Origin of the sequence: Pseudomonas sp. MWU13-3659 (assembly GCF_023757525.1) — a bacterium.
Lineage (GTDB): Bacteria > Pseudomonadota > Gammaproteobacteria > Pseudomonadales > Pseudomonadaceae > Aquipseudomonas > Aquipseudomonas entomophila_E.
Map to the genome: position 1 here is coordinate 116,580 of NZ_JAMSHW010000015.1, position 26,784 is coordinate 143,363.

Annotated in this window: 24 protein-coding genes and 3 pseudogenes; 16 read left to right on the forward strand and 11 right to left on the reverse strand. The window is 65.0% G+C overall.

Annotation, left to right across the window (positions count from 1 at the left end; all coding sequences use genetic code 11):
• Positions 1-2: 2 nt before the first annotated feature.
• The 3 genes from NGM28_RS18935 (at position 3) to NGM28_RS18945 (ending at position 6,273) form a co-directional block, all read left to right on the forward strand.
• Positions 3-821 (forward strand): ABC transporter ATP-binding protein, encoded by an 819-nt coding sequence (locus NGM28_RS18935; RefSeq protein WP_252091103.1) that lies wholly within the window; start codon positions 3-5, stop codon positions 819-821.
• Between the two features lie 13 nt (positions 822-834).
• Positions 835-1,326 (forward strand): Lrp/AsnC family transcriptional regulator, encoded by a 492-nt coding sequence (locus NGM28_RS18940; RefSeq protein ID WP_213660351.1) that lies wholly within the window; start codon positions 835-837, stop codon positions 1,324-1,326.
• Positions 1,327-1,422: 96 nt separating this feature from the next.
• Positions 1,423-6,273: a dermonecrotic toxin domain-containing protein gene (locus NGM28_RS18945; protein ID WP_252091104.1), complete on the forward strand. Its 4,851-nt coding sequence runs from the start codon at positions 1,423-1,425 to the stop codon at positions 6,271-6,273.
• Positions 6,274-6,312: 39 nt separating this feature from the next.
• Here NGM28_RS18945 and NGM28_RS18950 read toward each other — a convergent pair whose 3' ends face one another.
• The 3 genes and pseudogenes from NGM28_RS18950 to NGM28_RS29015 all read right to left on the reverse strand — a co-directional run.
• Positions 6,313-8,001, reverse strand: a complete 1,689-nt coding sequence (locus NGM28_RS18950; protein WP_240064998.1) for a putative bifunctional diguanylate cyclase/phosphodiesterase — start codon at positions 7,999-8,001, stop codon at positions 6,313-6,315.
• A gap of 12 nt (positions 8,002-8,013) precedes the next feature.
• Positions 8,014-8,964, reverse strand: a pseudogene (locus tag NGM28_RS29010) (methyl-accepting chemotaxis protein); the annotation flags it as partial.
• 333 nt (positions 8,965-9,297) lie between these two features.
• A pseudogene (locus NGM28_RS29015) lies at positions 9,298-9,579 on the reverse strand (PAS domain-containing protein); the annotation flags it as partial.
• Positions 9,580-9,855: 276 nt separating this feature from the next.
• Here NGM28_RS29015 and NGM28_RS18960 point away from each other — a divergent pair.
• The 4 genes from NGM28_RS18960 to NGM28_RS18975 all read left to right on the forward strand — a co-directional run bounded on the left by NGM28_RS18960 (position 9,856) and on the right by NGM28_RS18975 (position 13,162).
• Positions 9,856-10,170: a helix-turn-helix domain-containing protein gene (locus NGM28_RS18960; protein ID WP_213660347.1), complete on the forward strand. Its 315-nt coding sequence runs from the start codon at positions 9,856-9,858 to the stop codon at positions 10,168-10,170.
• Positions 10,171-10,379: 209 nt separating this feature from the next.
• Complete coding sequence (locus NGM28_RS18965; protein WP_240065000.1) at positions 10,380-11,690, forward strand: C4-dicarboxylate transporter DctA; 1,311 nt, start codon at positions 10,380-10,382, stop codon at positions 11,688-11,690.
• A 70-nt stretch (positions 11,691-11,760) separates the two neighbouring features.
• The gene (locus NGM28_RS18970) at positions 11,761-12,462 is read left to right on the forward strand and encodes a FadR/GntR family transcriptional regulator (protein WP_252091105.1); all 702 of its coding nucleotides are present in this window, start codon (positions 11,761-11,763) and stop codon (positions 12,460-12,462) included.
• 19 nt (positions 12,463-12,481) lie between these two features.
• Positions 12,482-13,162 (forward strand): GntR family transcriptional regulator, encoded by a 681-nt coding sequence (locus tag NGM28_RS18975; protein ID WP_252091106.1) that lies wholly within the window; start codon positions 12,482-12,484, stop codon positions 13,160-13,162.
• A 71-nt stretch (positions 13,163-13,233) separates the two neighbouring features.
• Here the strand turns inward: NGM28_RS18975 and NGM28_RS18980 are convergent, their stop codons facing one another.
• Entirely contained in the window at positions 13,234-13,794 is a 561-nt protein-coding gene (locus tag NGM28_RS18980; protein ID WP_252091107.1) for an isochorismatase family protein, read from the reverse strand.
• A 190-nt stretch (positions 13,795-13,984) separates the two neighbouring features.
• On the opposite strand from NGM28_RS18980, the gene NGM28_RS18985 reads away from it, so the two are divergent.
• Both NGM28_RS18985 and NGM28_RS18990 read left to right on the forward strand, forming a co-directional pair.
• Positions 13,985-14,428 carry a GNAT family N-acetyltransferase gene (locus tag NGM28_RS18985; RefSeq protein WP_240065005.1) on the forward strand — a complete coding sequence of 148 codons (444 nt, stop codon included), beginning with the start codon at positions 13,985-13,987 and terminating at the stop codon, positions 14,426-14,428.
• Between the two features lie 155 nt (positions 14,429-14,583).
• A complete protein-coding gene (locus NGM28_RS18990) occupies positions 14,584-15,573 on the forward strand; it encodes a hypothetical protein (RefSeq protein WP_502943876.1) in 990 nt (329 codons plus the stop codon).
• Positions 15,574-15,733: 160 nt separating this feature from the next.
• On the opposite strand, the gene NGM28_RS18995 is transcribed toward NGM28_RS18990, so the two are convergent.
• The gene (locus tag NGM28_RS18995; RefSeq protein ID WP_240065006.1) at positions 15,734-16,162 is read right to left on the reverse strand and encodes a PACE efflux transporter; all 429 of its coding nucleotides are present in this window, start codon (positions 16,160-16,162) and stop codon (positions 15,734-15,736) included.
• A 114-nt stretch (positions 16,163-16,276) separates the two neighbouring features.
• On the opposite strand from NGM28_RS18995, the gene NGM28_RS19000 reads away from it, so the two are divergent.
• From NGM28_RS19000 to NGM28_RS29025, 3 genes and pseudogenes are all read left to right on the forward strand, one after another.
• Positions 16,277-17,155 carry a LysR family transcriptional regulator gene (locus NGM28_RS19000; RefSeq protein WP_240065007.1) on the forward strand — a complete coding sequence of 293 codons (879 nt, stop codon included), beginning with the start codon at positions 16,277-16,279 and terminating at the stop codon, positions 17,153-17,155.
• Positions 17,156-17,305: 150 nt separating this feature from the next.
• Positions 17,306-18,337: pseudogene (locus tag NGM28_RS29020) on the forward strand (HAMP domain-containing protein); the annotation flags it as partial.
• Between the two features lie 114 nt (positions 18,338-18,451).
• On the forward strand, positions 18,452-19,192 hold the full coding sequence (locus tag NGM28_RS29025; RefSeq protein ID WP_430624205.1) for a methyl-accepting chemotaxis protein: 741 nt from the start codon (positions 18,452-18,454) through the stop codon (positions 19,190-19,192).
• A 152-nt stretch (positions 19,193-19,344) separates the two neighbouring features.
• On the opposite strand, the gene NGM28_RS19010 is transcribed toward NGM28_RS29025, so the two are convergent.
• On the reverse strand, positions 19,345-19,722 hold the full coding sequence (locus NGM28_RS19010; protein ID WP_062359526.1) for a RidA family protein: 378 nt from the start codon (positions 19,720-19,722) through the stop codon (positions 19,345-19,347).
• Between the two features lie 194 nt (positions 19,723-19,916).
• Between NGM28_RS19010 and NGM28_RS19015 the strand changes: the two genes are divergently transcribed.
• Positions 19,917-20,702, forward strand: a complete 786-nt coding sequence (locus NGM28_RS19015; RefSeq protein ID WP_213660337.1) for a sulfite exporter TauE/SafE family protein — start codon at positions 19,917-19,919, stop codon at positions 20,700-20,702.
• 119 nt (positions 20,703-20,821) lie between these two features.
• On the opposite strand, the gene NGM28_RS19020 is transcribed toward NGM28_RS19015, so the two are convergent.
• On the reverse strand, positions 20,822-21,871 hold the full coding sequence (locus NGM28_RS19020; protein ID WP_252091109.1) for a DUF1176 domain-containing protein: 1,050 nt from the start codon (positions 21,869-21,871) through the stop codon (positions 20,822-20,824).
• Positions 21,872-21,897: 26 nt separating this feature from the next.
• Positions 21,898-22,935 carry a DUF1176 domain-containing protein gene (locus NGM28_RS19025; protein ID WP_240065010.1) on the reverse strand — a complete coding sequence of 346 codons (1,038 nt, stop codon included), beginning with the start codon at positions 22,933-22,935 and terminating at the stop codon, positions 21,898-21,900.
• 159 nt (positions 22,936-23,094) lie between these two features.
• Between NGM28_RS19025 and NGM28_RS19030 the strand changes: the two genes are divergently transcribed.
• Entirely contained in the window at positions 23,095-23,685 is a 591-nt protein-coding gene (locus NGM28_RS19030) for a biliverdin-producing heme oxygenase (RefSeq protein WP_252091110.1), read from the forward strand.
• A gap of 80 nt (positions 23,686-23,765) precedes the next feature.
• Here NGM28_RS19030 and NGM28_RS19035 read toward each other — a convergent pair whose 3' ends face one another.
• Positions 23,766-24,155 carry a hypothetical protein gene (locus NGM28_RS19035; protein WP_252091111.1) on the reverse strand — a complete coding sequence of 130 codons (390 nt, stop codon included), beginning with the start codon at positions 24,153-24,155 and terminating at the stop codon, positions 23,766-23,768.
• A gap of 188 nt (positions 24,156-24,343) precedes the next feature.
• Between NGM28_RS19035 and NGM28_RS19040 the strand changes: the two genes are divergently transcribed.
• Positions 24,344-24,664 carry a transcriptional regulator gene (locus NGM28_RS19040; RefSeq protein WP_252091112.1) on the forward strand — a complete coding sequence of 107 codons (321 nt, stop codon included), beginning with the start codon at positions 24,344-24,346 and terminating at the stop codon, positions 24,662-24,664.
• Positions 24,651-24,965: a helix-turn-helix domain-containing protein gene (locus NGM28_RS19045; RefSeq protein WP_252091113.1), complete on the forward strand. Its 315-nt coding sequence runs from the start codon at positions 24,651-24,653 to the stop codon at positions 24,963-24,965. The genes NGM28_RS19040 and NGM28_RS19045 overlap by 14 nt, the downstream gene beginning before the upstream one ends.
• Positions 24,966-25,071: 106 nt before the next feature.
• Here NGM28_RS19045 and NGM28_RS19050 read toward each other — a convergent pair whose 3' ends face one another.
• Positions 25,072-25,371: a hypothetical protein gene (locus NGM28_RS19050; RefSeq protein ID WP_252091114.1), complete on the reverse strand. Its 300-nt coding sequence runs from the start codon at positions 25,369-25,371 to the stop codon at positions 25,072-25,074.
• 809 nt (positions 25,372-26,180) lie between these two features.
• Positions 26,181-26,784: hypothetical protein (locus tag NGM28_RS19055; protein ID WP_252091115.1), on the reverse strand; the 604-nt coding region annotated here is incomplete at its 5' end.

Here is a 26,784-nt window from a genome sequence, read left to right on the forward strand (position 1 = left end):
TCATGACCGCTACCGCATTGCCACTCAACACCTTCGAACAGGCTCCGGCAGCGCACGCCCATGCCGGTGCCATCAAGCTCAGCGTCGAGGGCTTGCACAAGCACTATGGCGAGCACCAGGTGCTCAAGGGCGTCTCGCTGCAGGCACGCAAGGGCGACGTGATCAGCCTGATCGGCGCCAGCGGCTCAGGCAAGAGCACCTTCCTGCGCTGCATCAACTTCCTCGAGCAGCCCGACGCCGGCAGCATCACCCTCGACGGCCAGACCCTGGAGATCCACCCCGGCACCCGCACCCCGCCACCGGCCCAGTTGCAGAACCTGCGCACGCGCCTGGCCATGGTGTTCCAGCACTTCAACCTGTGGAGCCACCTCACGGTGCTGGAGAACATCTGCCTGGCGCCGCGCAAGGTGCTGGGCGTCAGCGCCGGCGAAGCCGAGGCCCGTGTCCGCAAATACCTGGACAAGGTCGGCCTGCCGGCGCGCGCCGCCGAGCAGTACCCGGCGTTCCTCTCCGGCGGCCAGCAACAGCGCGTGGCCATTGCCCGGGCGCTGGCCATGGAGCCGGAGATCATCCTCTTCGACGAGCCCACCTCGGCCCTCGACCCGGAACTGGTCGGCGAAGTGCTCAAGGTGATACAGACGCTCGCCGAGGAAGGACGTACCATGCTCATGGTCACCCATGAAATGGGGTTCGCCCGCCAGGTGTCGAGCCAGGTGCTGTTCCTGCACCAGGGCCTGGTCGAAGAGCACGGCAGCGCCGAGATCCTCGACCGGCCACAGAGCGAGCGCCTGCGGCAGTTCCTCTCCAACCGCCTCAAGTGAAGTCACGCCGTATATGGATACCAAGGCCACTAGCACCGCAGTCGCACCACTGGATCGCATCGATGAAGCCATCATCGACGTGCTGCGCCACCAAGGAAGGATCACCTATGAAAAGCTCTCCACCCTCGTGCACCTGACGCCCAGGCCCTGCCTGGAACGGGTGCGCAAGCTGGAACGGCGCGGCGTCATCCGTGGCTATGGCGCGATCATCGACCTGCAGCAGGTCTCGCCCGGCCTGTCGTTGCTGGTGCTGGTGGCGCTGTCCAACCAGAGCGGACGCTCCGCGCAGAAGGCCTTCGAAGCCACCGTGCGGGCCTGCCCGCAGGTATACGAATGCCAGCTGATCAGCGGCCACTTCGACTACAGCCTGCGCATGCGCTGCCGCGACATGGAGCATTACCGGGTACTGACCGAGACCTGGATGAACAACGACGAGCTGCACATCGACAAGCTGGTCGCCCATCCGGAGCTGGCGGCGGTCAAGAGCACGGCGCCCCTGGCATGAACCACCACGCGGCCCGCCGGGTGCTATCTATGTAGCCCGGCCGGGCGGGCGTGCGCCGCTAGGCTCGCTGCTCTTTTCGTACATGAAGCAGCAGCGATGACCCACTCCCCGCTTTCCCCCCACCTCGCGTTCATTCACCAACGCCTGCCCGCCTGGCTGGCACAGGCATCGCCGGCACAACGGCAAACCCTTGAGCGGCGCATTCGCCGCAGCCACGCCGCCAGCCGCCGGGTGGCCGAGACGCTGGCGCCGATCAAGGATATCGAGGCGTTCTGCCGCCCTTTGCTCGAACAGGCCCTGCGCGACTGGTTCCCAGATACCAAACTGCCGAGCGTCGACGAGGGTCGGGTGTTGCTGGATCGGCACGATCAATCATGGCTGGAGGCGGCGCTGCAGAACTTCGACAGCGGCGCCCGACCGACACTGCTCGACGCCGCAGGTGCTATACGGCGCTCCAGCGTGGATGTCGACACCTTCGTCAAAGGCGTACGCAATCTCGACCTGGGCCAACGCTACCGGGACCACCTGGTCGAGCGGATAGACACCGACAGCTTCCGTGAGTTGCTACGCCAGCAGGAGCGTGCGGCATTCGCCGGCGCCCTGAGCCTGGCCCAGTTACGGGGCCACGTGAAAACGCTGGGCGCCTCGATCGGCGAAACCGTGGTGGCCGGCTTGGCCGAATCGGCTCGGCGCGAACTGCACTGCAGCTTTCTGGGCCTGTTCGGCATTGCCCTTAACGGCCCGATGCTGATCCACCTGGCCCCCTCCCGAAAGCTCGATACCTGCCTGTTGTACCTGCCCGGCCACCCCAGCAGCCCCTTGCGCCAATATGACTCCCAGACAGCTGCGGTCGCAGCGCTCACCGAGCGGCTATGGAACCCACGGGAAAGGCAGTTTTTCATCCGCTATGTCGACCTGGCCAGCCAACCACGCTTTGCCGCGCAGTTGCGTGCCGTCCTTTATCCACGCTACCCCTATGCCGAGATGCACCCCACCCCACCGGTACTGGAGAAGGGCGAGACCTTCAGCTGGATCAAGCGCGCATTCCCCTCACCGAAAGACATCTGGCAGGAAACCCTAGACAAGAACGCCAGGCTGCGCTTTACCGTCACCCCGTGGACCAAGGACGCCTTCGTCGAGCGTGCGCGCACCCAGGTCGAGCGCCGCCTGCAGGACGCGGCGACGCTGGCGATGCCGACCGCGCAACGCGATGCGCTGGCGCAACTGGCGCGTATCGAAGGCTGGCTGGGGGTGGGCTTGACGGTGCTCAACGTGGCAGGCTTTTTCGTGCCGGGACTGGGCGAGGCGATGCTGGTGGTCGGCGGCGCACAGCTGGTCGACGAATTCCTCGAAGGGGTGCACAGCGCCAACGAAGGCGATGCCGATACGGCTATCCGTCAGCTGTTCGAAGTCTTCGAAAACCTGGTGCAGTTCGCCGCCCTCGGGGCCGCCGTGCACTTCAGCGAACCGGCGGGCATCCTGCAGAGCTGGCACCAGGTCGGCGCCCCTGGCAAGGAGCGCCTGTGGCATGGCGGGCTGACACCCTTTGCCCGCGCGCGCCCTTGGCCCGAAGGGCACGCCGTCGGCGCCAATGGGCTACATGAATGGCAAGGGCAGCAATGGTTGCAACGGGACGCACTGGCGCTGCCGCTGGGGCAGGCCAATGACGGCACCTTGCGCCTGGCTGCCAGCAAGGGGCATCGCCACCAGCCAGCCCTGCTGGGCAACGGTCAGGGCAGCTGGCTGCTCGAACAGGATCGACCGTTGGCCTGGCCGCAGGATGCCTTGCTGCGCCACCTCGGTCCGCTGGGTGTCGGGCTCGACCAGGCCACGCTGGCGCGGGCGCTGGTCAGCAGCGGCTACGACACCGGCGTGCTGCGTCAGACACTGGAGAATCACCGCCCACTGCCAGCGCTGCTCATCGACAGCCTGGAAGCACTCGGTGCTCGCCCAATGAGCGGCATCACCCCCGAGCCAACATCGGCAGCTCCCCTCGCCCGTGCGTTCCCATCCCTCAGCCGCCCGGCCCGCGCGGAGATCCTCGCCCAGGCCAACCCACGCGACCTGGCCCAACTGCAACGCACCGGCCGACTTGCGCTGCGCATCGCCGAAAGCGCTCGCCTGTATGCACGCGAAAGCCGCATCAGCAAGGCGCTGGCCAGCTTTCACCAGGCATCGGCCAACGCGAGCGACCGCGACACCCTGGCGCTGGGCACGCTGCAACGCCTGCCTGGCTGGACCGGCGAGGTACGGGTGGAAATTCGTGAAGCACGCCTGGGCGGGCCGCTGAAGGCCGCCGCCGGAAAACCCGGGCAACTGACCAAAGTGCTGGCGCGCAGGGGCAGCAGCTATGCGCCCTTCGACGAGCACGGCCTCGCACTGAGTGGTGACAGCGACCTGTTCCGCGCCTTGCTCCAGGCACTGCCAGACAGCGAGCGCGACGCCTTGGGCGTGCAGATCGGTGAACCCGAGGCCCTGCGCGACAAACTGTTCGAACTGGCGGCCAGCGACCGGCGCCAGGCCGCGTCCGATCTTGGCATGGTACCGGTGCGCCCGTTGTACCGCCTGCCGTCCCGCCTCCCCGGCGAGCGCCGGCTCGGCTACCGGCTCAGCGGCGGCGCCCGCGGCTGGGTGAGCGAAGATGACCTGTTCAACCAGCTGTTCCCGGCCACCCCCACCGATGACCGGGAAATGCTGCGCCTGCGCCTGCGCTACCAGGCCGGGGACCAGCCCGGCGCATTTGGCCGCCTGCTGACACGGATGCGCGCCGACTATCGACAGCTCGATTTCGAACTGCAGCGCTGGGTGCACGACCCCGAGGGCGTGAGCGTCACCGGCCTTGAGCAGCGTCGCGCCGCCCGCGAGGCCTTGGCCCAGCGCATTCGCAGCGCCTGGCGCCGGGAAGGTACGGACGACCCGTCCAGCAGCATCGATCATGTGACCCTGCTGATGGAGGTGCACCAGCTGGACTCCCTGCCGAAAATCCCGGTGAAACTGCCCCATGTCCGCCAACTCACCGTCAATGGCCTAACCGATCCACATGCCGCCAGCCTGGGACAGCTACTGAAGGCGTTCCCTGGCGTGCGCCATCTGGATCTGGCGCAGAACGCCCTCAACCGTCTGCCCACCTCGCTAGGTGAACTGAGCGAGCTGCAATCCCTCGACCTGTCGGAGAACAACATCGACCTGGATGACGCCGGCAGCCTTGCCGTGATCGGCCAGTTGCCCCACCTGCGCCGGCTAAACCTCACCGATGGCATCCAGGACCTGTCGGTAGCCGCGCTGGAGGGGCTCGCGCAATTACCTGCATTGAGCTGGTTCCAGGCGGACGCGAACGAGCTGGCGCTCGGTGCCGGGCACTTCCAGGCACTGCAACACTGGCCGGCACTGCGCGGGATAAGCCTGGGCCGCAACGCCATCGTGCTGGATGAGGTTGGCCGGTCGGCACTGGCAGGCCTGAGCCGTCTGGAGGCCTTGATGCTGTACGAGAACCCGCTTTCACTCGCGCCCGACCTGAGCGGATGGACCGCGTTGCAGCAACTGGACCTGGAAAGCACGGGCATCAGCCAATGGCCCGAAGGGCTGACGACGTTGATGAATCAACAGCCACTGGCGTTGCGTCAGATCGACCTGAGCCACAACGGCCTGACCGAGGCCCCCGACCTGCGCAACAGCGCCTTTGCCCGCTCGGTTCGCGACGACGTCCCGGACATCGCCTATTCGGTCAACGACAACCCGTTCAGCGACGCCGCGCGCCAACGCCTGGAGAACGCCGGCCTGCAGACCACCGCTCCAGGCCGAGGCCCCATCGAATGGTCCAGCGGCTGGCCGGCGGCGTTGCAGATCCACTTGTCCGACACGGCGGAAGATCCACAATGGCAGGCGCTCTACGCGCTGTTCGACAGGTTGATGTACAGCGCCGAGTACCAGCGCAGCCCCGATGCCGTGCGCCGCCGCATGCAATACGTGGTTCGCACGCTGGCCGGCGGCCAGGATGGCACGGCGCAAGCCAGTTGGGGGCAGGCCCAGGTGCATCAGCAGATCGACGACTTGCTCAGGGACGCCGGCCAGCAATGTGTCGACCAGGCCAGCCTGTTGTTCCAGCAGGTCGAGACCGACGTGCAGGTGTGGCAGGCGGTGAACCGCGCTGCGCCCGGCCTGGCCGACGAGGCGGTCGCCGTGGACGCTGCGGGCAGCCTGTACCGCCAACGCCTGCTGGACGCACGGGTGGGCGACCTGTACCAGGCCCGGGTGACCCGGCGCCGCTACCTGGCCGAGGTGAGCGACGACCTGCAACGCCAAGCCGCGCCGCCACGCCATGCGGATGACGATATCCCCGACGCCTCGCTGACCGAGCCCGACTACCTGCTCGACGAACTGGAGATGGCGCTGTACGCGCGCATGCAATTGCGCCAGCGCCTGCACCTGCCGGCACAACCCAGTGAAATCAGGTATGCCTACCTGGCACGCCTCAGCGAGGCGACCCTCCAGCGCCTGGCCGCCGGTGTCGAAAGCAGCTTCGACGCGCAGCCCCTGGGCCAGTGGGCAGTGGCGCAGCCCTTCTGGCAGGCCTGGTTGCAACGTCTTGCGCCGCAAGCCTTTGAAGCCCTGGCGCGTACCTGGGCAGGCGCATCGGAGTACTACGACGCGCTGGCAAGCGCGGGTGGACTCGAAGGCGAGTACACCGGCCCACCCGTACCCGATGCATTCATCGACGCGTTGCAACGCGAAATTGGCGACATCCCGGGCCTGGCCTGGCGCCTGGATGGCATCGTGCAGAGGTTCGACCTGAGCGCCGAGCGCTTCGCCCATCAGGTACCGGCCGTGCTCGACCGGGTTGGCGGTGTCCTGCTGCAGGCTCGGCGCACTGCCGAGACGACCTTGCAGGCAACGCTGACCGACACGCTGGTCAAGGACCATGTCCTGCCACGGGAATCGACGGGCTGACAGCCGTTCTGCTGGAGGGGCGTCCAGCCGCCCCTCGCCTCAACCCGCCAGCCACTCCGGTGGCTGGCGATAGCCTGCCACCCACTCGACCACCTCGCCCGCCGGCATGGGCCGCGCAATGCCATAGCCCTGGGCGAGCTCGCAACCGAGCCCCATCAGCACCCGCCCGTGCTCGATGGTTTCCACCCCTTCGGCGATCACTTCCCGGCCAAACGCACGCGCCAGGCCGATCACCGCACCGGTCAGGGCCAGGTCGTCGTGGTCATGCAAGATGTCGCGCACGAACGACTTGTCGATCTTGATTGTTTGCGCGGGCAAGCGCTTGAGGTAGCTCAGCGATGAATAGCCGGTGCCGAAGTCGTCCAGCGAGAAGCGCACACCCAGAGCACGACAGGCATCCAGGCAGTGGCCGACCCGCGCCAGGTTGTCGATGGCCACCGACTCGACGATCTCCAGGTCCAGCCGCGCCGGGTCCACGCCTGGGTGACGCTCGAGGAGCTGCGCCAGGCGCTCGGAAAAGTCGCCACGCTGCAACTGGCGGGCGGCGATGTTGACACTCAGGGACCATCCCCGCCCCTCCTGCCGCCATTGCCCCAGCTGGACCAGCGCTTGCTCGATGACCCACTCACCCAGTTCGACGATCAGGTCGGTCTGCTCCACCAACGGCAGGAACTCGCCCGGCGGCACCGGCCCCTTGGTAGGGTGCATCCAGCGCAACAGCGCCTCGAAACCGATTACCTGCCCGCTGCGCATGTTCACTTTCGGCTGGTAGTGCAGGCACAGCTCACCCTGGCGCATGGCCTGGCGCACCCGCGCCACGGTCTGGTGCGTGGCCTTGAGCTCCAGCTCCTGGGACACATCGAACAGGTGGTAACGGTTACGCCCCTGCTGCTTGGCCACATACATCGCCTGGTCGGCGTGACGCACCAGGGTATCGGCGTCCTCGTCGTCCTGCGGAAACAAAGTGACACCGATGCTCGCGCTGAGGGTCAGGGCGTGTTCACGGACCACGTAGGGTGCCGCCAGCGACAGCAGTACCCGTTGCAGCGCGGCATGCAGCTGGCGGGGGCCTTCGATGTGGCGCAGGATCAGCACGAATTCGTCACCCGACAGCCTCGCCACCGCGTCGCCGCCACGCAGGATGCCCTGCAGGCGCTGCGCCACCTCGACCAGCAACAGGTCGCCGGTGGCGTGGCCATAGCCATCGTTGACCGCCTTGAAACCATCCAGGTCAAGCATGCACACCGCCAGCGGGATGCGCTCACGGCGCGAGAACGCCAGGGCCTGGTTGAGCAGGTCGGACAGGTACGCGCGGTTAGGCAGCCCGGTCAGCACGTCATGGCCCACACGCCACTGCAAGGTGTGCAGCAACTGGCGCTTCTCGGTGACGTCGAAGCGGATCGACACGTACTTGTGCACCTTGCCGCTATGCGGGTCGACCAGCGGCACCATGGTGCTGTCGACCCAGTACAGCGAACCATCCTTGGCGCGATTGCAGATCTCGCCTTTCCACACCCGGCCAGCCGCCAGAGCGCTCCACATATCGAGGAAGAACGCCGGCTCGTGCAACCCGGAGTTGAGAATGCGGTGGTTGGCCCCCAGCAGTTCCTCGCGGCTGTAGCCGGAGATACTGCAGAACTGCTGGTTGACGTAGGTGATACGCCCACTCAGGTCGGTCTCGGAAAAGATCGCCGCCGCATCCACGGCCGCGCGGTAGATATCATCCATAATTAGCCCGCCCTAGCGGTTGAAGCGCTCCACCAGGGCGCGCAAGCCTGCGCAGACCTGCTCAAGCTCGGCACCGCGTGAAGCGGCGGCATTGGCCCGTCGGGCGCTCTGCTGCACCGTGCCAGCCACACCGTTGATCTGCCGCGAGACGTCCTCGGCCACCGCCGACTGCTCCTGGGAAGCGGCGGCCATCTGCTGGCTCATGTCGCTGATGCGCAGCACGGCCTGGCGGATACCTTGAAGCGCCTGCTGCGCCTGGGCCACCTGGGTGACCCCCTGCTCCGCGCCTTCGAGGCCCTGGCTGGCAATGCTCACCGCCTGCCCGGCACCGTTGCGCAGGCTGTCGATAATCGCCTGGATATGCAGGGTGGACTGGCGGGTCTTGTCCGCCAACGCACGCACCTCGTCGGCGACCACGGCAAAACCGCGCCCCTGCTCGCCGGCCCGCGCCGCCTCGATCGCGGCATTGAGCGCCAGCAGGTTGGTCTGCTCGGCAATGGCGCGGATCATTCCCGCAGCCTCGGCGATATCACCGGTCTGACCGGCCAGGTCGTTGACCGCCTGGTTGATCTGCCCGACCGTGCCGGCCAGGTCGCGGATTGCCGCGCCACTGGCGTCGGCGACCTGGCTGCCCTGCTCGGCGAGCAGGTGCGCGGTGTGTGCCTCCTGCGCCGTCAGTTGCACGTGGCCGGCGACCTCGCCGATGGAGGCGGCCATCTCGGTCATGGCGGTGGCGGTCAGATCGGTCTCGGCGCGCTGTTCGAGCAAGGCCGACTCGGTACCGCGGGACAAGCGCCCAGCATCCAGGGCGGCCTCGGCCATCTGCGCGGCCAGGTCGCTGAGGCGGGTAAGCGCGGTCTTCAGGCGCGCCTCTTCGCTGATCAGGATCAGCTCCAACTGGCCCGCGGCGCCCGGCAGGTCGCTGTAGGTCAGCGCCGCGACCGGATCGCTGAAGGTGTTGCCCGCGCCATCCGCGATGCGTCGCAGATGACGGCCGATCCGGCTTTGCGCCCAGGCCCCGACAGCGGCGAACAGCACCAGGGTCAGGCCTTGGGCCGCCAGGCCCGGCCACTGCTGATTGACGCCGATGGCCAGCACGCCGCCAAGCAACGGCAGCGTCATGCCACGCGCCAACAGGGCCAGGCGCCGTGCCGGTGACAGCGCCGCCTTGCCCGCGCGCAGCCGCGCATACAACGCTTCGGCCCGGGCAATCTGCTCGCGGCTGGGACGCACCCGCACCGACTCGTAGCCGACCACCCGGCCCTGCTCCAGGATCGGTGTGACGTAGGCATTCACCCAATAGAAGTTGCCGTTGCGGCAGCGGTTCTTGACGATCCCCATCCAGCTGCGACCGGCCTTGAGGTATTGCCACATCAACTCGAACACCGCCTCGGGCATGTCCGGGTGGCGCACCAGGTTGTGCGGGCTGCCGATCAGCTCATCCTGGCTGTAGCCGCTGATGGCGGCGAACTCGGCGTTGCAGTAGGTGATCAGGCTGGCCGTGTCGGTCGCCGAGATGAGCCGCTGGTGCTCGGGAAAGCTTTGCTCGACCGGATTGACCGGCAGGTTCAGACGCACGATGAGACTCCCTTCAAAGGCGGTCCGACGAGTGGCCTGGCCAAGGGCCAGGGGCGCCGGAACCGTTCATCCCGGATCAGTTCCAATGTTCGACAACAGGCGCACGCAAGCCGGCGGATGGCCGGATCACCTTGGACAATTGCTTGAATGACTGACCAATCAAAGCGGCGGATTCTACGAATTCCATCACACTTTGCAAATAAAGGTGATGGATCATGGCGTTGCACTGCATCGACAGATATCGTTAAGTGCTTGATTCTAAATGGGAATTAAGCGATGACCAGAACAGGCCTCGGCCCTGCCCTGCGCCGCTACCGCAAGCTGGCGAGCCTCACGCAGGCGCAACTGGGCGAGCGCACCGGCTTCGACCCCAAGACCATAAGCCGCTTCGAAACCGGCACGTACACCCCCAGCATCGAGGCGCTGATGAACTTCGCCGAAGCGCTGGGGGTGAAACCCAAAGTCTTTTTCGCCGAGCCGGACGACGAAGAAGAGCAACGCGCCTACCTGTTCGGCGTCATCCACAATGCCCCGCCCAAGGACCTTGGCAAACTGATCGCTGCCGTCGATCAGGCCCTGTCCAAACCCTGAAATCCCCCCGTGCACCACGCTAGAGCAGGTTCTCCGTCGACGCACCACAACTGGTCAGACCGGTAAGGCCAAAAAGCCTTGCAAAGTCCAAAATTTCGGCGTTTCATGGCCCTCGCAGTGAACAAACCGGTAAGACCACAATAATTAAGTCCTGCACTCTTTCGCTCCGTGTGGCTGGGGGGCAAGGACACCGACCAGAGACTCCTCCCATGCTCAAATGGTGTTCGCGTTCGATCTTCCTCCAGGTAGTGCTCGGCCTTGCCCTCGGCATCGTCTGCGGCCTGAGCTTCCCCGACCTCTCTCTACAACTCAAACCCCTGGGTGACGGCTTCATCAAGCTGATCAAGATGCTGATCGGCCTGATCGTGTTCTGCGTGGTGGTCAGCGGCATTTCCGGCGCCGGCGACCTGAAGAAGGTCGGGCGCATCGGCCTCAAGTCAGTGATCTACTTCGAAGTGCTGACTACCCTGGCGCTGGTGATCGGCCTGGTATTCGCCTTCAGCAGCGGTATCGGCAGCGGCGCCAACATCCACCTGGACCAGCTGTCCAGCGCCGATGCCGGTGCCCTCGCCGAGCGCGGCCAGCACATCCACGGCACGGCCACGTTCCTGATGGACCTGATCCCGACCTCGGTGGTCGGCGCCTTCGCCGACAACAACATCCTCCAGGTGCTGCTGTTCTCGGTGCTGTTCGGCAGCGCGCTGAACCTGGTGGGCGAGTCCGCGTCGGGCATCTCGCGGCTGATCAACGAGCTGAGCCACGTGGTGTTCCGCATCATGGGCATGATCGTGCGCCTGGCCCCCATCGGCGTGTTCGGCGCCATTGCCTTCACCACCAGCAAATATGGCCTGAGTTCGCTGCAGCACCTGGGTGGCCTGGTCGCGCTGTTCTACCTGACCTGCGCCGGTTTCGTGCTGATCGTGCTGGGCACGGTGATGCGCATTTCCGGCCTCAAGCTGCTGCCGTTCATCAAGTACCTGCGCGAAGAGCTGACCATCGTCCTCGGCACCGCCTCGTCCGACGCCGTGCTGCCCCAGGTGATGCGCAAGCTCGAGCACCTGGGGATCGGCAGCTCCACCGTCGGCCTGGTGATCCCCACCGGCTACTCGTTCAACCTCGATGGCTTCTCCATCTACCTCACCCTGGCCATCGTGTTCATCGCCAACGCCACCGGCACACCGCTGGCCATGACCGACCTGCTGACCATCCTGCTGGTGTCGCTGGTGACTTCCAAGGGCGCCCACGGCATCCCAGGCTCGGCCCTGGTGATTCTAGCCGCCACCCTGACCGCCGTGCCGGCGATCCCGGTGGTGGGCCTGGTGCTGGTGCTGGCGGTGGACTGGTTCATGGGCATCGGCCGGGCGCTGACCAACCTGATCGGCAACTGTGTCGCCACCGTGGCCATCGCGCGCTGGGAGAAAGATATCGACCTGGAACGTGCGCACAATGTCCTGGCCAACAAACCCGGCTTCGCGCCGATAACCCGCAAGCAGGGCCAACCCCATCAACAGGAATTCTGAGCCACGCGAGGCCGGCGCCCGGCGCCGGCCCGCCAGACGCGAAGATGCAGCGTCAACCAAGGAGCGAAACGTGATCAGCTCATCCACGGTAGTCAATTCAGTGGTGGAGAAACTCCGCCAGGCCCTGGCCCGCGGCCAGTGGCGCAGCGGCGACATGCTGCCCGGCCAGCGCGAGCTGGCCGAGCAGCTGGGCATCAGCCGCCCCAGCCTGCGCGAGGCGGTCATCGTGCTGGAAACCCTGGGCCTGGTGCGCTCGATGCCCGGCAAGGGAGTACTGGTACTGGACGCCGACAGCGCCCAGGCCCAGGAACCGGAGGCCATCGCCGCCGCCAGCCTGGCCGACGTACTGGAACTGCGCTACACCCTCGAACCCTTCATCGCCGGGCTGGTCGCGCAGTCGGCGGGCAGCCAGGACATCGGCCAACTGCGCCTGACCCTGATGGACATGCGCGAGGCCCTCGATGCCAGCGACAGCGAAGCCGGCATCAATGCCTATATCGCCTTCCACGAGGCGCTGTTCGCCCTCACCACCAACCCGATCTTCCAGAGCGTGGTGCAGCAGACCGGCAATGCCCTCAAGCAAAGCGCCGAGATGCTGCGCAACTCGCCCGAGCACCTGGCCGCGCGCCTGAGCGAGAACGAGGCCGTGGTGCGGGCCATCCGCGAGCGCAACAGCGCCAAGGCCAGCCAGCAGATGCGCCTGCACATTCTCGCCGAAGGCCAGCGCATGGGCATCGCCCTGAACATTCCGGACGACCAGCCGGGCACCTGAATAAAGAAGGAGAGCGACCATGACCGCCTGCGCCCAAGCCGCCCCCCGCCTGCCCGCCCTGCTCGGCGCAGGTGAAACCCGCCTGTCGGCCGAGCAGATCTACCCGCGCCTGTTCGACGCCATCCTTGAACAGCGCCTGCCACCGGGCACCGCGCTGCCCGAGCAGGCCCTAGGCAATGCCTTCGGGGTCAGCCGCACGGTGATCCGCCGGGTGCTCGGGCGCCTGTCCGACCAGCAGGTGATCGTGCAGCGCCCGAGCCACACCGCGCAGCTGGCGGCGCCCGATCCACAGCAGGCGCGCCAGGTGCTCAGTGCCCGACGCCTGGCAGAAACCACATTGATTGGCTTGGCCACCCAGCGTGCCCGGCCGGCGCAGATCCGCCAGTTGCGCCAGTTGGTGGAGCGCGAACGCCAGCATCATGAGCAAGGCCAACGCTGCACGGCTATCCGCCTGGGCGGCGAGTTCCACCTGAAGCTGGCACAGATGGCCGCCAATGCGCCACTGGCACGCTTTCTCAATGGCCTGGTGCCGATGACCTCGCTGATCATCGCCCGCTACGAGTCGCCCTGCTGCGAGCACTGCGCCTGGCAGGAGCACGCGGCGATCATCGATGCGGTGGAAAGCGGCGACGGCGAAGCCGCGCTGGCCCTGATGAATGAGCATCTGGACCGGCTGGAAGCCAAGCTCGATCTGGAATGACACCCTCCCCTGCAGGAGCCAGCTTGCTGGCGAATGGCAACGTGCCGAGAGGTTCGCCAGCAAGCTGGCTCCTACAAGAAAACCACGGCATCGACACCCGGCAGGATCACCACCTCATCGCCCAACGACCATTCCGCCGCCCGCGCCGCCAGTGCCGCAGGCACACCCGGCGACCCGCCTGGGCCGGGCGGCACGTCATAGGTGGCGTGACCATCGTGGGGTAGCAGCACGTCGAAGCCACGCTGCAAGGCGGCACGGGCGGTGGTGGCCAGGCACATTTCCGAGAGCAGGCCGCACAGGGCCAGACTGCGGACGCCCAACTCACGCAACAGTGCTTCCAGCCGCGTGTCGGCGAAGCCGTCATCCTCGCACTTGCACAGCACGTGCTCGCCTCGGGCTGGCGGGAAGTACAGCGACCAACCGGCGCTGTGCGGGGCATCCGGTGTACCGGGGGCACCATCGTTCTGCAGAAAGATCACCGGCACGCCGGCTGCGCGCGCCCGGGCCAGCAGACGGGCGATGCTCAACTGCAGCGCCAGGTGGCCTGGCACGGCGTCCGGGCCTTGCATGAACGCGCATTGCACATCCACCAGCAGCAGGGCGTCGGCGTAGGGAACCGGGGTGGCTGTCACGCACGTCTCCAAAGTGAAGGACCGGGGGTGCGAGCATAGCGCAGTGGCCTGTCAGATCAGTACCATGCCGCCCGAAGCACCTCCTGTAGGAGCCGGCTTTGCCGGCGAACAGGCCAGCACAGTCAACACAACACATTTGACCCTGCAGGGATGAGCGAACATCACGGGGCATTTTTCATCTGGAGACAATATGGACCACAGCATCGTGCCGGTGGGCACGGAACACTACGACCGCCTCGCCGAGCTCTGGGAAGCCTCGGTACGGGCCACCCATGACTTTCTGCCTGAAGGCTATATAGAACACCTGCGCCCGCTGGTGCGCGAACAGTACCTGGGCTTCGTCGAACTGCGCGCCTGGCGTGACCACGATGGACGCATCCAAGGGTTTGCCGGCGTGCACGACGGCAAACTGGAAATGCTCTTCATCGACCCCGCCTGCCGCGGCCAGGGAATCGGCAAGGCGCTGCTGGCCAGCGTGGTCAGTGAGCTGGACGTTCGTGAGGTCGACGTCAATGAACAGAACCCGCAGGCAGTGGGGTTCTACCTGAAGCAGGGGTTCATCCAGGTCGGGCGGTCCGAGGTGGATGGGCAGGGTGATCCCTATCCGTTGTTGCACCTGAAGCTGGAGGGCTGAGCATGTTGTCCAAGCCTGCAAAAGGGGCCGCTTTGCGGCCCATCGCGGGTATCGCGCAGTACCTGTAGGAGCGGGTTTACCCGCGATGAGGCCCTCAAGCCCAACCTATACTTCGGATAAATCACCCGCGGCCTCTTACCAAGGAGGCAATCCACGTGAAATCCCTCCTCGTGGCATTCCCGCTCTGCCTGCTGCTGGCCCTCGCCGGCTGCGCCGGCAAACGCCCACCTGCCCCGCCCCCGCCGCAAAACCTCCCCCCCGTCGTCTGGCAACGCATCGACCAGGACATCATCGAAGCCTCGGCCGCCGCCGCAGGCTCGGCCAACGACTATGCCCGGCGCTCCATGCGGGTGTGGAAGGAACAGGTGCAGCAACGCACCGAGAACGACTTCATCCCTTGGTTCACCGGCTACTGGACCCAGCAATGGCTCACCCTCAAGGTGGCCTGGTACAAGATGAACAGCAGCACTGAGCCACCGGAAAAACGCCTGGCCCTGTACCTGCAGGAGCAATACCACAACCGGGTGATCGAGCCGGTGGCCGAACAGATCAACCCCGAGATCATCCGCGACCGCGCCAGCGAGCTGTACGTGCAACTGCTCGGCCAGCAACTGCCCGAGATCATCCAGCGCTACAACGCCCCGCCCGAGCAGTTCAGCCAACGCCTGAACCATATCCAGGCCATCGCCCTGGGGCCACCGGAGGCACGCAATGCCACGCTCTACCAATTGCTCCGGGCCAAGTCGCTGGACCAGCAGCCGGCCTGGCAGTCACTGCGTCAACAACTGCACCAGCTGGCGGCCAAGCCACCCGGGCAGACCGAGGCCGGCCTGTCGTCGGTGGCCACCCGGGCCAGCGAAAAGCTGGGCGCCACCCTTGCCCCGCGCGGGGCCGCCAGTGCCATCGCCGCGGCCGTGGGCAAGGCGGCGGGGGCGTTGATCTCGGTGGCGGCGGCCGGCTACGGGCTCATCACCCATGACCGCGAACAACCGCAGATGGTCGAGCAGCTGCGGGTGATCCTCAACGTGGCGCTGAACGAGGAATGGCAGGAGCTGATGGAGAACCGCCAGAGCGGGGCCATGGCGGGGGTGTATTACCTGTCGGGGCAGGTGGAGGACAGTTTGCTGGGGAGTGTCGGGCCATGATCCATAACCAGCGCACATTCCCCTGTAGGAGCGGCCTTGTGCCGCGAAAGGGCTGCGCAGCAGCCCCGGCGACGTTGGCTTCGACCAAGAAATCGCGGGGCCGCTTCGCGCCCCTTTCGCGGCACAAGGCCGCTCCTACAGGGAAAGCAGAACATCAAGCTCAGGCAGTGGCCATGGCCGAGGCCGGCAGGCCGAAGATGCGGTCGAACGCCCAGTTGTAGACGAAGGTGTAGCACGGCACCAGGATGATGAACGCCATGTCCACCAGCAGCGCCTCCAGCAAGGTCATGTCCAGCCACCAGGCAATCAGCGGGATCAGGTACACCACCAGGGTCAACTGGAAGCCGATGGCATGCGCCACCCGCCGTGCCAGGCTGCGCCCGCGCTTGGCCTGGCGGCTCTCCCACCACTCGAACAGGCTGTTGTAGATGAGGTTCCAGGCCATGGCGATGGTGGTGATCATCACCGCCAGCGGGCCGGTGTGCGAGGCCTGGGTATCGGACAGGTAGGCCAGCCCCAGGGTCGACATGCACAGGCCGATGAGTTCGTAGAAGGTCACGTAGACCAGTTTGCGTTTGAGTCCTTGCACGGAATTACCTTGATTGCGGGTACGTCGAAAGCAGGCGATGATGCTTCAATCAACCTGACAGCAAAAGTCAGCAGCCATCAGCTTTACTGATATCAGCCATTTCCAGGATTACCCGTGAATTTCTCCAGCGATACCATCCAGCTGTTCCTCGCCGTGCTGGATCGCGGCTCGTTTTCCGCTGCCGCCCGGGCATTGGGGCGTGTACCGTCAGCGGTGAGCATGGCCATCGGCAACCTCGAGGCAGAGCTGGGCTATACCCTTTTTGATCGCGGCCCGCGCGAAGCTCGCCCCACCGCCCAGGCCCTGGCCCTGGAACCTCACGCCCGGTTGATCGCCGAACAGCTGGGGTTGCTGGAGGTCCACGCCCTGGAGCTGTCCCGGGGCCTGGAAAGCAGCCTGGCCATCGCCGTGGTGCCGGACATCGACCAACAACCACTGATCAATGCCATCGCCCGGCTGGGCGAACGCCATCCGCTGCTCGACATCGAACTGCTCTGCGCCCCGCAGGAAGAAGCCCTGCAACTGCTCGACAGCGGCCGGGTCAACCTGTGCTTGGCCTTCGCCGGCCTGCAGGTGGATGCACGGCGCAGCTTCCAGTACATCGCCATGGAATCGCTGGTGGCCATCTTGTCACCCCGGCACCCGGCCTACCTAGAAGGCCGCATCCGCGATCTCGAGGACCTGGTCAACCTGCGCCAGATCCTGGTGCGCAGCCGTGACCTGCCCCTGGCCGACCCGCGCTCATTGATCGGCACCTCGCACTGGCGCACCGACAGTTTCGACCTGGCCCTGCAGATGGTCGAAGCCGGGCTTGGCTGGGGCGACCTGCCGCTGTCGCGGGTGGCTCCGCTGATCAGCGCCGGGCACCTGGTGCGCCTGGGCTTTCGCAACACCCACAACGCCCTCGAATTACCGGTGCATGCCCTCTGGCTCAAGCAACAGCCGCTCGGGCAAGCGGCCAGGACGTTGGTGACGCTGCTGGCCTCGAAATGATTTGTCATCGAGTGATGGGAAATCTGCCAAGCACTGCGACATTTAGTCTTTCAACATTTTGCGCAAACGGCCGATACCGTGAAAACAGGCCCCGTCACTCATGCCACAAGCATGCGGCGCCCTCCCTTCACTGAATCAAGGTCTCGAAACATGAACCTGAAATTCCGCCACAAGATCCTGCTCAGTGCCTGCGGCGTCGTCGTCCTGGCATTTGCATTGTTCACGCTCTACAACGACTACCTGCAGCGCAACACCATCCGCCAGAACATCGAGGCCTCGGTACGCCAGGCCGGCCTGCAGACCGCCAGCAGCGTGCAGAACTGGATGAGCGGGCGCATCCTGGTGCTGGAAAACCTCGCCCAGGACATCGCCCAGCAAGGCGCCGGCAACAACGTACCCGGCCTGGTCGACCAGCCGTCGTACACCAGCAACTTCCAGTTCACCTACTTCGGCCAGAGCACCGGCCTGTTCACCCAGCGCCCCGACGCCAAGATGCCTGACGGCTACGACCCGCGTCAGCGCCCCTGGTACAGCCAGGCCGTGGCCGCCAACCAGACCATGCTGACCCCGCCCTACCAGGCCGCGGTGGGTGGCCTGGTGGTGACCATCGCCATGCCGGTCAAGGCCAAGTCCAGCGGTGAGCTGATCGGCGTGGTCGGCGGCGACCTGAGCCTGAACACCCTGGTCGACATCATCAACGCCGTGGACTTCGGCGGTATCGGCCATGCCTTCCTGGTCGACCGCAATGGCCAGGTCATCGTCAGCCCTGACAAGACTCGGGTGATGAAAAACCTGAAGGACATCTACCCAGGCAGCCCACTGCGTGTCGAGCCCGGCATCCAGGAAGTCAGCCTCGACGGCAAGGACCGCATCATCTCCTTCGCCCCGGTGGAAGGCCTGCCGTCGGCGCAGTGGTACATCGGCCTGTCGATCGACAAAGAAAAAGCCTACGCACCACTGAGCCAGTTCCGCACCTCGGCGATCATCGCCATGCTCATCGCCGTGGCCGTCATCGCCGGCCTGCTGGGCCTGCTGATCCCGGTGCTGATGCGCCCGCTGACCACCATGGGCCGTGCCATGCAGGACATCGCCGAAGGCGAAGGCGACCTGACCCGCCGCCTGGTCGTGGAGCAGAAGGACGAGTTCGGCGAGCTGGCCACCTCGTTCAACCGCTTCGTCGAGCGTATCCACGCCTCGATCAGCGAAGTGTCGTCGGCCACCCGCCTGGTGCATGACCTGTCGGAGAAAGTGGTGGGCGCCTCCAACGCTTCGCTGAGCGGCTCCGAAGAGCAGAGCATGCGCACCAACAGCGTCGCCGCGGCGATCAACGAACTGGGTGCCGCCACCCAGGAAATCGCCCGCAACGCCGCCGATGCCTCGCAGCACGCCAGTGGCGCCAGCGAGCAGGCCAACGGTGGCCGCGAAGTGGTCGAAGAGGCCATCAGCGCCATGACCGCGCTGTCCCAGCGCATCAGCGAGTCCTGCGAGCAGATCGAGACCCTCAACGCCAGCACCGACGAGATCGGCAAGATCCTCGACGTGATCAAGGGCATCTCCCAGCAGACCAACCTGCTGGCGCTCAACGCCGCCATCGAGGCTGCCCGTGCCGGTGAAGCCGGCCGTGGCTTCGCCGTGGTCGCCGACGAAGTGCGCAACCTGGCCCACCGTACCCAGGAGTCGGCCGAAGAGATCCACCGCATGATCACCAGCCTGCAGGTGGGCTCGCGTGAAGCGGTGCACACCATGAACACCAGCCAGGTCTCGAGCGAGCAGACCGTGCAGGTGGCCAACCAGGCCGGCGTGCGCCTGGCCAGCGTCACCCAGCGCATCGGCGAGATCGATGGCATGAACCAGTCGGTGGCCACCGCCACCGAAGAGCAGACCGCCGTGGTCGAGAGCCTGAACCTGGACATCACCCAGATCAACGCCCTCAACCAGCAAGGCGTGGAAAACCTCAACGAGACCCTGCGCCACTGCGACGCCCTGAGCCAGCAGGCCGGGCGCCTGAAGCAGCTGGTGGGCAGCTTCCGTATCTAAGTCGTACTCTTCGCCGGCAAGCCGGCTCCTACGGGCGTTACGCAAAACACCGTAGGAGCCGGCTTGCCGGCGAACCGGCCGCCCAGGCCACCGCAATCTCCCCTACCCCGCCGCACCAGCCCATCCCCCGCCCGCCTACGACGGCGACGCTTTCATTCCTGCCCGACGAACGCCTGTACCTCGATCTCCACATCCACGCCCAGGGCCAACGCCGAGGCCACCGTGGAGCGCACCGGCAACGCCGCGCCGAAGAACGTCTTGTACACCTCGTTGAAACCGGCGAAATGGCTCATGTCCGACAGCCACACTGTGCACTTCACCACCTGGTCGAAGCGCGCCCCGCAGGCCGCCAGGCTTTCGCCGATCCGCTCACAGGCCGCGCGGGTCTGTTCCTGAATATCGCCCTTGACCACCTCGCCGGCCGCATTCATCGGAATCTGCCCGGAGAGGAACAGGAACCCTCCAGCCTTCACCGCGCGGGAAAACGGAAACGGCAGGCTGCTGGGAAAACGCTGGATGTCATTGCTCATGGAACACTCCTTTCAGGATGGGATGAAACGTACCGGGAACAGCATTCGAACTCATCGACATTGCAACACGCCCGTCGCCCCTTTTGAAAAGGCCGGCGGTTATAACCTAATAACGAACAAGTCTATTTGGCTATAAAAAAATCTATATGCTGGCAAGCATCCGATCACGGGCAAGCTGGGCAGTCGAGTAGCGTATGGATGTAGGTTCTTTCGGTTTCACCATTGCCGGGCTGGTAGTGGGCTTCATCGTCGGCATGACCGGCGTTGGTGGCGGTTCGCTGATGACCCCGATCCTGCTGTGGTTCGGCATCAACCCGGCCACCGCCGTGGGCACCGACCTGCTCTATGCCGCCATCACCAAGGCCAGTGGCGTCTGGGTGCACGGGCGCAACAAGAACATCGACTGGAAGATCACCGGCTGGCTGAGCCTGGGCAGCGTGCCCGCCGCCGCCCTCACCCTGTGGTTCCTCAGCACCCTGCACACCGATACCTCGGCGCTGAACGCCATCATCAAGCAAGGCCTGGCGGTGGTATTGATCCTCACCGCCCTGGCGATCCTGTTCAAGTCGCGCCTGCAGGCCTTCGCCAGCAAGCACGCCGGCGACCACTACCACCTCAGCGACCGCAGCCTGAACATCCTCACCGTGATCACCGGCGTGGTCCTCGGGGTGATGGTCACCCTCACCTCCATCGGTGCCGGCGCCCTCGGCACCGTGGCGCTGTTCCTGCTCTATCCGTTCCTGGTCACCCGCCGCCTGGTCGGCACCGAGATCGCCCACGCCGTGCCGCTGACCCTGGTCGCCGGCCTGGGCCATGCCGGCATGGGCAACATGGACTGGTCGCTGCTGGGCTACCTGCTGCTGGGGTCGCTGCCGGGGATCTACCTGGGCAGCCACCTGACCGGGCGCATCTCCGACCGCGTGCTGCGGCCATGCCTGGCGACCATGTTGCTGCTGATCGGCTACAAGCTGGCGTTCTGATTCGGGGCTGCTGCGCAGCCCTTTCGCGGCACAAGGCCGCTCCTACAGGAGACCGCTGTGCCTTGTAGGAGCGGCCTTGTGCCGCAAAAGGGCCGCACAGCGGCCCCACCGCCCCGAGGCTAGCCCTCGGCTCGCCACAGCACCGGCCAGAATTCCGGTTTCACATACCCGCAACGGTCCAGCCTGGCCACCCGCTCCGGGCGCATGACCGCCCCGTCGTAGCGCCAGTGTTGCACCAGGCCACAGCCGCGTTCGAGCAAGCTCTTGTCGGTGGCATACAGCTGGCCCGTTTGCGCGTCGAAGGCCATGAAACCACTCAGGTTGGGTGTCAGCAGCGGGACCGGTGCCTCGACACTCAGCTCGCTGACCTGATAAGGTGCAGTGCGCGACACCCGGTACAGGTAGTTGGCGCAGAACTCTCCGCTGCAGCTTGTGCTGAGGATCCCCAGGGCATGGGCTTCATCCAGCGGATGCAGCTCCAGGTTGTTGTAGCGGCTATCCTCCATCACCCCCTGCTCAGTCGCCCAGCGCAGCACCGCATCGCCCATTTCCTGACGGTGGCCATCGTCCAGGGCAGGGGCCGCACTGTAGCGTGGCAAGCGCACCACGGGCGGTGCATCCGGCACGCCGGCAGCGGGCGCCTCCCCCACCCGCACCAATGCGTCGGCATGCCCGACCCGCCCCTGTGTGGCATCGATCGCCAGCAGCGCGCCACTGAGCCCCTGCAACGAGGCGACCAGCTCGCCATCCTCGGTGAGCGCGCTCAGCCGTGCGCCATTGCGCAGTTGACGCAGCAGCGCCAGTGCCGCATCACCCTCAAGACGCAGGTCGAAATCGTAATCGCTCTGCAGCTTCTGCCATTTGATCGCCAGTGGCTGGCCATCGAGCAGCACCTGGTCTGCATAGGCCGGCCCCACCCGCAGGGTGAGCTCGAGCTTGCCCTGCGCCCCCGCCTCGCGGCGCACGATGGTGTGCAGCCCGCTCATCAGTTCATCATCGATCGCCAGCAAGGCGGTGCAGGCGCGCCTGTTGTCGCAGCCGACGGCCCAGTCCTTGATCTGCCGGTACTGCGGCGCCGCGTCCAGCGGCGCCTGAGGCTCCTCGGCTAGCACAGCCAGGGGCGCCATCAGTGCCAGCAGGGCCGCGGCCCGGTGTTTGCTCCATTGCATGCAGGGTCTTCCTGTAGTCATCGGGTTCAGCCTTCGTTGCGCCACAGCACCGGCCAGTCGTCCGGGCCAAGCCAGACGCAACGGTCCATCCGCGCCAGGTGGGTCAGGCGCATGCGCTGGCCGTCGAAGCGCCAGTATTCCTCCACCCCGCACGACCCTTGGTAGTCGTCCTTGGCCATGCCGTACAACCGGCCTTCGGCTGCGAAGAAGCCGATCTCGTCGCGCATTGGCGTGTTCAGCAGCGGGCTGGCAGGCGCCTCGAAGGCCAGCGGGGCAAGCGTATGCGGCGCCGCCCGCGACACCTGGTACAACGCGTACTGGCAATTGGCGTCGTTGCAGTTGTAGCTGAGCAGCGCCAGGGCATACGCCGCATCCAGCGCATGCACTTCGAGCGCGGGCGGCACATCGTATTCGTTTTTCAGTTGGTTCTCGGCGCCCGCCTTGGCCATCACCACGGCGGTGATGCCGGCCCGCTCCTCATCGTTCAAGGGGCTCGGCGCAACGAAGGGCGGCAGCGCGGCGGCTTCTGGCGCAGGCGGCAAGGCTTCGTCCGGCGCATCGCCAGGGCGCACCAGGGCGCTGGGGTGGCCGATGCGCCCCTGCACCGAGTCGATCAGCAACAAGGCCGCGCTCAGGCCCTGCAGCGACCCCACGCGGGCCATGCCCTCGGTGTCTTCCTCCAGCCGCTGAGCATCGCGCATCTGCCGCAGCGCGGCATAGGCATCGGCGTCGTCGAGTTGCAGGGTGGTGGCGGCGTAGTTGCGGGTCTTGCGCCAGGCGGCCATCAACGGCTGGCCATCGAGCAATGGATCGGCCACCCACTTGGCGCTGCCGCCAAGCGTGAGGTGCAAGGCCCCCTCAGCGCCCGCTGCGCGCTGCACCCGGATGGAAACGCGCATGCCCTGCGCGGCATCCGCCAGCACTGCGGTACAGAAGCGCGTGTTGTCGCACCCCACCACCCAGTCCTTGATCTCGCGGTACAGCGGCACCGGCTCGGGCGCCGCCATCACCAGGCCCGGCAGCAGTGCCACGGCCAACCAGTTCCATCTTGTTGCACGCCGCATGCTGCGTCCCTGTATTGCTCGTGAATGCCCCACATCGAAGGCGGGCAATGATTGCAGATGCATGGCAGAGTGCAAGCGATATAAGCCTGCAAGCGGAAGTGGTGAACAGCCGCTGGCTTCTGGCAGTATCGTGCCCATCGCCCTTGCCAGAGCCGCCCGATGCCCGATACCACCAGCCCCCTGCTGCTCGCCCTGCGCGAGGGCACCCGCACCTGCCACAAAGGGTTGGAACAGCGCCTGCCGTTCTTCAGCGCAGGCTTCGACCTGCCGGCCTACCGCCGCCTGATCGAGGCCTACCACGGCTTCCACGCGCCACTGGATGCCGCGCTGACCGGCTACCAGGGCGCCGAGCGGCGCAAGGCACCGGCCCTGGTCCAGGACCTGCATGCCCTGAACCTCGCCCGCCATGACATCGATGCCCTGCCCCTGTGCCCGACGTTGCCCCGCATCGACAGCGAAGCCTGCGCCCTGGGCGTGATGTACGTGCTCGAAGGCTCCACCCTCGGTGGCCAGGTGCTCAAGCGCGCCATGGCCGAGCGCCTGGGCATCGACGCCGACAGCGGTGCTGCCTTCCTCGATGTGTATGGCCCCGCGACGGGCGCGAACTGGCGGGCATTCCTGCAACGGCTGGCCGAGGCGAGCGTCAGCACCCAGGCCCAATCGGTCGACGCCGCCATCGCCACCTTCGAATGCTTCGAACAGTGGCTCGATCAACAAGGCGTGCTACTGCAACCGAACCCCCACCTGTAGGAGCCGGCCTTGCCGGCGAACACCGGCAAAGCCGGTGCCACCCACCGCTGTGCCTGCTTCAAGGCAATTCAGCGGATTGATCAAGCCAAACGCCCGCCTCGCCTGCAGAGCAACCGCAACAACCGGGTACCCCAAGGCGTCAACACAATCGCCACCAGGCACAGCCCCCCGCACAACGCGGCGAACCCCAGCGCGCGTATCGGGTGCAAAGGGTTGAAGTAGACCAGCACCACCAGCACCAGCAACAGCGCCAACCCATAACGGACCGCCGCCCGCGGGATGGCCACCATCAGCAGGTTGAAGAAGATGAACGTGTAGAACACCAGCATCGTGGCCAGGCCGACACCGACGCCACGCGCCACCGGCGGGCCGACGTGCGCCCGGTAAAGGTCGAAGCCTAGCTGGAGCAGAAAGGGGAAGGCCACGCAGGCCAGGGTGTGCAACAGCAGGCGTGAAAACAGCGGCAACATTCTTCCTTGGTCCTATAGCCGGCCTTCAATCCCGAAAGGCCATGGGCGGGGTTGCGGATGCTACGGGCAAGGCTGGTTGTCGACAAGCCAAAGGCACCTTCGCAAGCAACCTCTCGATACAAGCAGCCGCTTTATGAACCAGGGTCATTGGCATCAACATCCCCACGTCAAAGACGTAGGGATGCGGTATGCTGACAATCATTGAGGCCCCACTTTTCTCAAAGCAGTGGCCAGACTACTGGAGCCTGGACGAACACGGCGCCTTCATGCACTACCTTGCCAACGAACCGGAAGCCGGAGCGGTCGTGCCAGGATCGGGAGGGTGTCGCAAAGTTCGCTGGAGCTTGGACGGCCGAGGCAAGCAAGGCGCTGTCAGGATTATCTACACAGCTCAGCTCGCAAGTGGCGCCCTGGTCGTGCTGCTCATCTATGGCAAGGGCGCCACAGACAACATTCCCGCGCATGTGCTGCGCAAGATCGCGAAGGAACTGAACCATGCCCCTGACTGAGAAAGACCTGCTGCGGCGAGACAGCAAACGCGATATCGGCGCCGAGTTGCTTCAATCCATCCTTGATGTCAAAGCCGGGCACCATGGCGCCGTTCACCAGGTCGAGTTGACCCCAGCCGCCGAAGCGCGAAGCAGAACCGGGTTGTCACAGTCTCGGTTTGCCGAACTGTTGGGGGTCTCTGTACGCACCTTGCAAGAATGGGAGCAAGGCAGGCGCAAACCTTCAGGGGCTGCCCGCTCCTTGCTGCATATTGCCGCCTCGCGGCCGGATGTGTTTCGCGAAGTGCTGCAGGCGCGTTGATAGCGGCCCCAGTGCAAACATCGTAAGCCCATTCGCCGGCAAGCCGGCTCCTACAACGAGAGCCAAATACTTCTGATGTAGGAGCCGGCTTGCCGGCGAACGGACTTCAGCACTGGCCGCGCTCTATCCCGTCGAGCACCGCCGACGACAGCGCCAGCCCCTTCTCCAGGGAGTTCTCCGTCGCCACCAGCAGGCTGCGCAGCGGCTCGCCCGCCCTTTCCAAGGCCATCGCATTGGTTTCATAGGCCGCCCGCAGCGCGGCCACGGCACATACCAGCGCATCCTCGCCGTCGATACCGGCGTGTACCGAGAACATGGGTGGGTGGGCGTCGTTACAGGTGCCGAAATGGGCGTGGGCCGTGGTGGGGCGTGGGGGGTGGGTTTTATTGCGGGGGTCGAGGCTCATGGGTGAACCTCCCAGGGTAAGGCTTGGGGTGGATCGGGCACTATTTTCAGCATGGTTCAGCACTCCTGTACCGTCATGGGAAAACTGCCGAAATCCGCTTGCACTCGAATAGGTGGCAGCTATGCGCGGGGGTGCAAGACCGAGGATACAGGAACCCGGCAGACCCGAAGGTCTCCCAACGCATAGCCGCCATTGAAGAACCCTTGTCGCAGATAGCGACAGGTTCACAAGGCGCTTTCGCGCTGTACCTGTACGGGCTTGCACACCCGGTCGTTGAATTGGCAACGACTGGGCGAGACTAAGGAATGCGGCAGGCCAGAACAACTGCGAAAAGGCCGTGAAAGCTTGAATGGGAAATGGACTACATGGAATCAGGAAAGTCTGAAGATCATTCTTACAGCTTGCTCGTTCGAGGCCTTTGGACGCAGGTTTTTTGACCGCGTATTGGCGGCCAGGTGCTCGCCGTCGGCCTTGCAGCGCCTATGAGATCGAGCGCCGCCCGCGCGGCGCATCGCGGATGAATCCGCTCCTACATCGGTTGCAACGTGCCGCATCTGTGAGGCCATGGTTGCCAGCCTTGGCGCAAGGCTTGAGACAGGTGGGGTGGCGGCGGCGCCAGCCGATAAATTGCGTCGTGCCAACAAGGCGAACAACCATGGCCTATCTATCATGGCCACGTTGCAACAAATGTAGGAGCGGATTCATCCGCGATGCGCCGCGCGGGCGGCGCTCAATCTGATAGGCGCTGCACCTCTCCCGTCGTACACCTCGAAAAAACAACCCAGGACTCCAGCACAACGACCACGCCCCTATCGCCCACTCACATAGGACAAAAGAAATGCATTTGCGATAATACTCTCCGCCGAAGAACCAGACTTCATTTCAACCAGATCATCCATCGAAATAAAGTTATTATCTAAACACTCAAAAACCGCCCTTGACAAAAAACATTTTCGCACCGCAATCACACCAAGTTCTTCAAACGAACTTTCAAAGGCCACCCAATCACAGTCTTTATTACAAAGAACTATTGGATATCCAACCTCTCCGCCAAAAAAATCATCAAATCTCTCACCCACCCAAAAAACATCTTCGCCGATATTTTTCCCATCGAAAAAATAGCAAGAACCCGCAAATTCCTCCACTCCTGAAAACTTCAGATACACGCCAAGCCCTACATCAGCAATAGCCGCCGAGATAAAATCCGCTAACGCATCAACATGACAAAGCAACGGCCTCTCGAAAAACCAGAACGAAAGGTCATTCTCTACAAAAATATTCGCCGGCAAGTCTTTACCGAAATCAACAATGCCCTGCAACCTTTCGACTAGAAATGATAACTCCTCATTTTCAATCCTTGAAACTGTCATAGCTATTCCTGCGTAACTGCTCAAAGTTAGGTGTGAGCAAGGA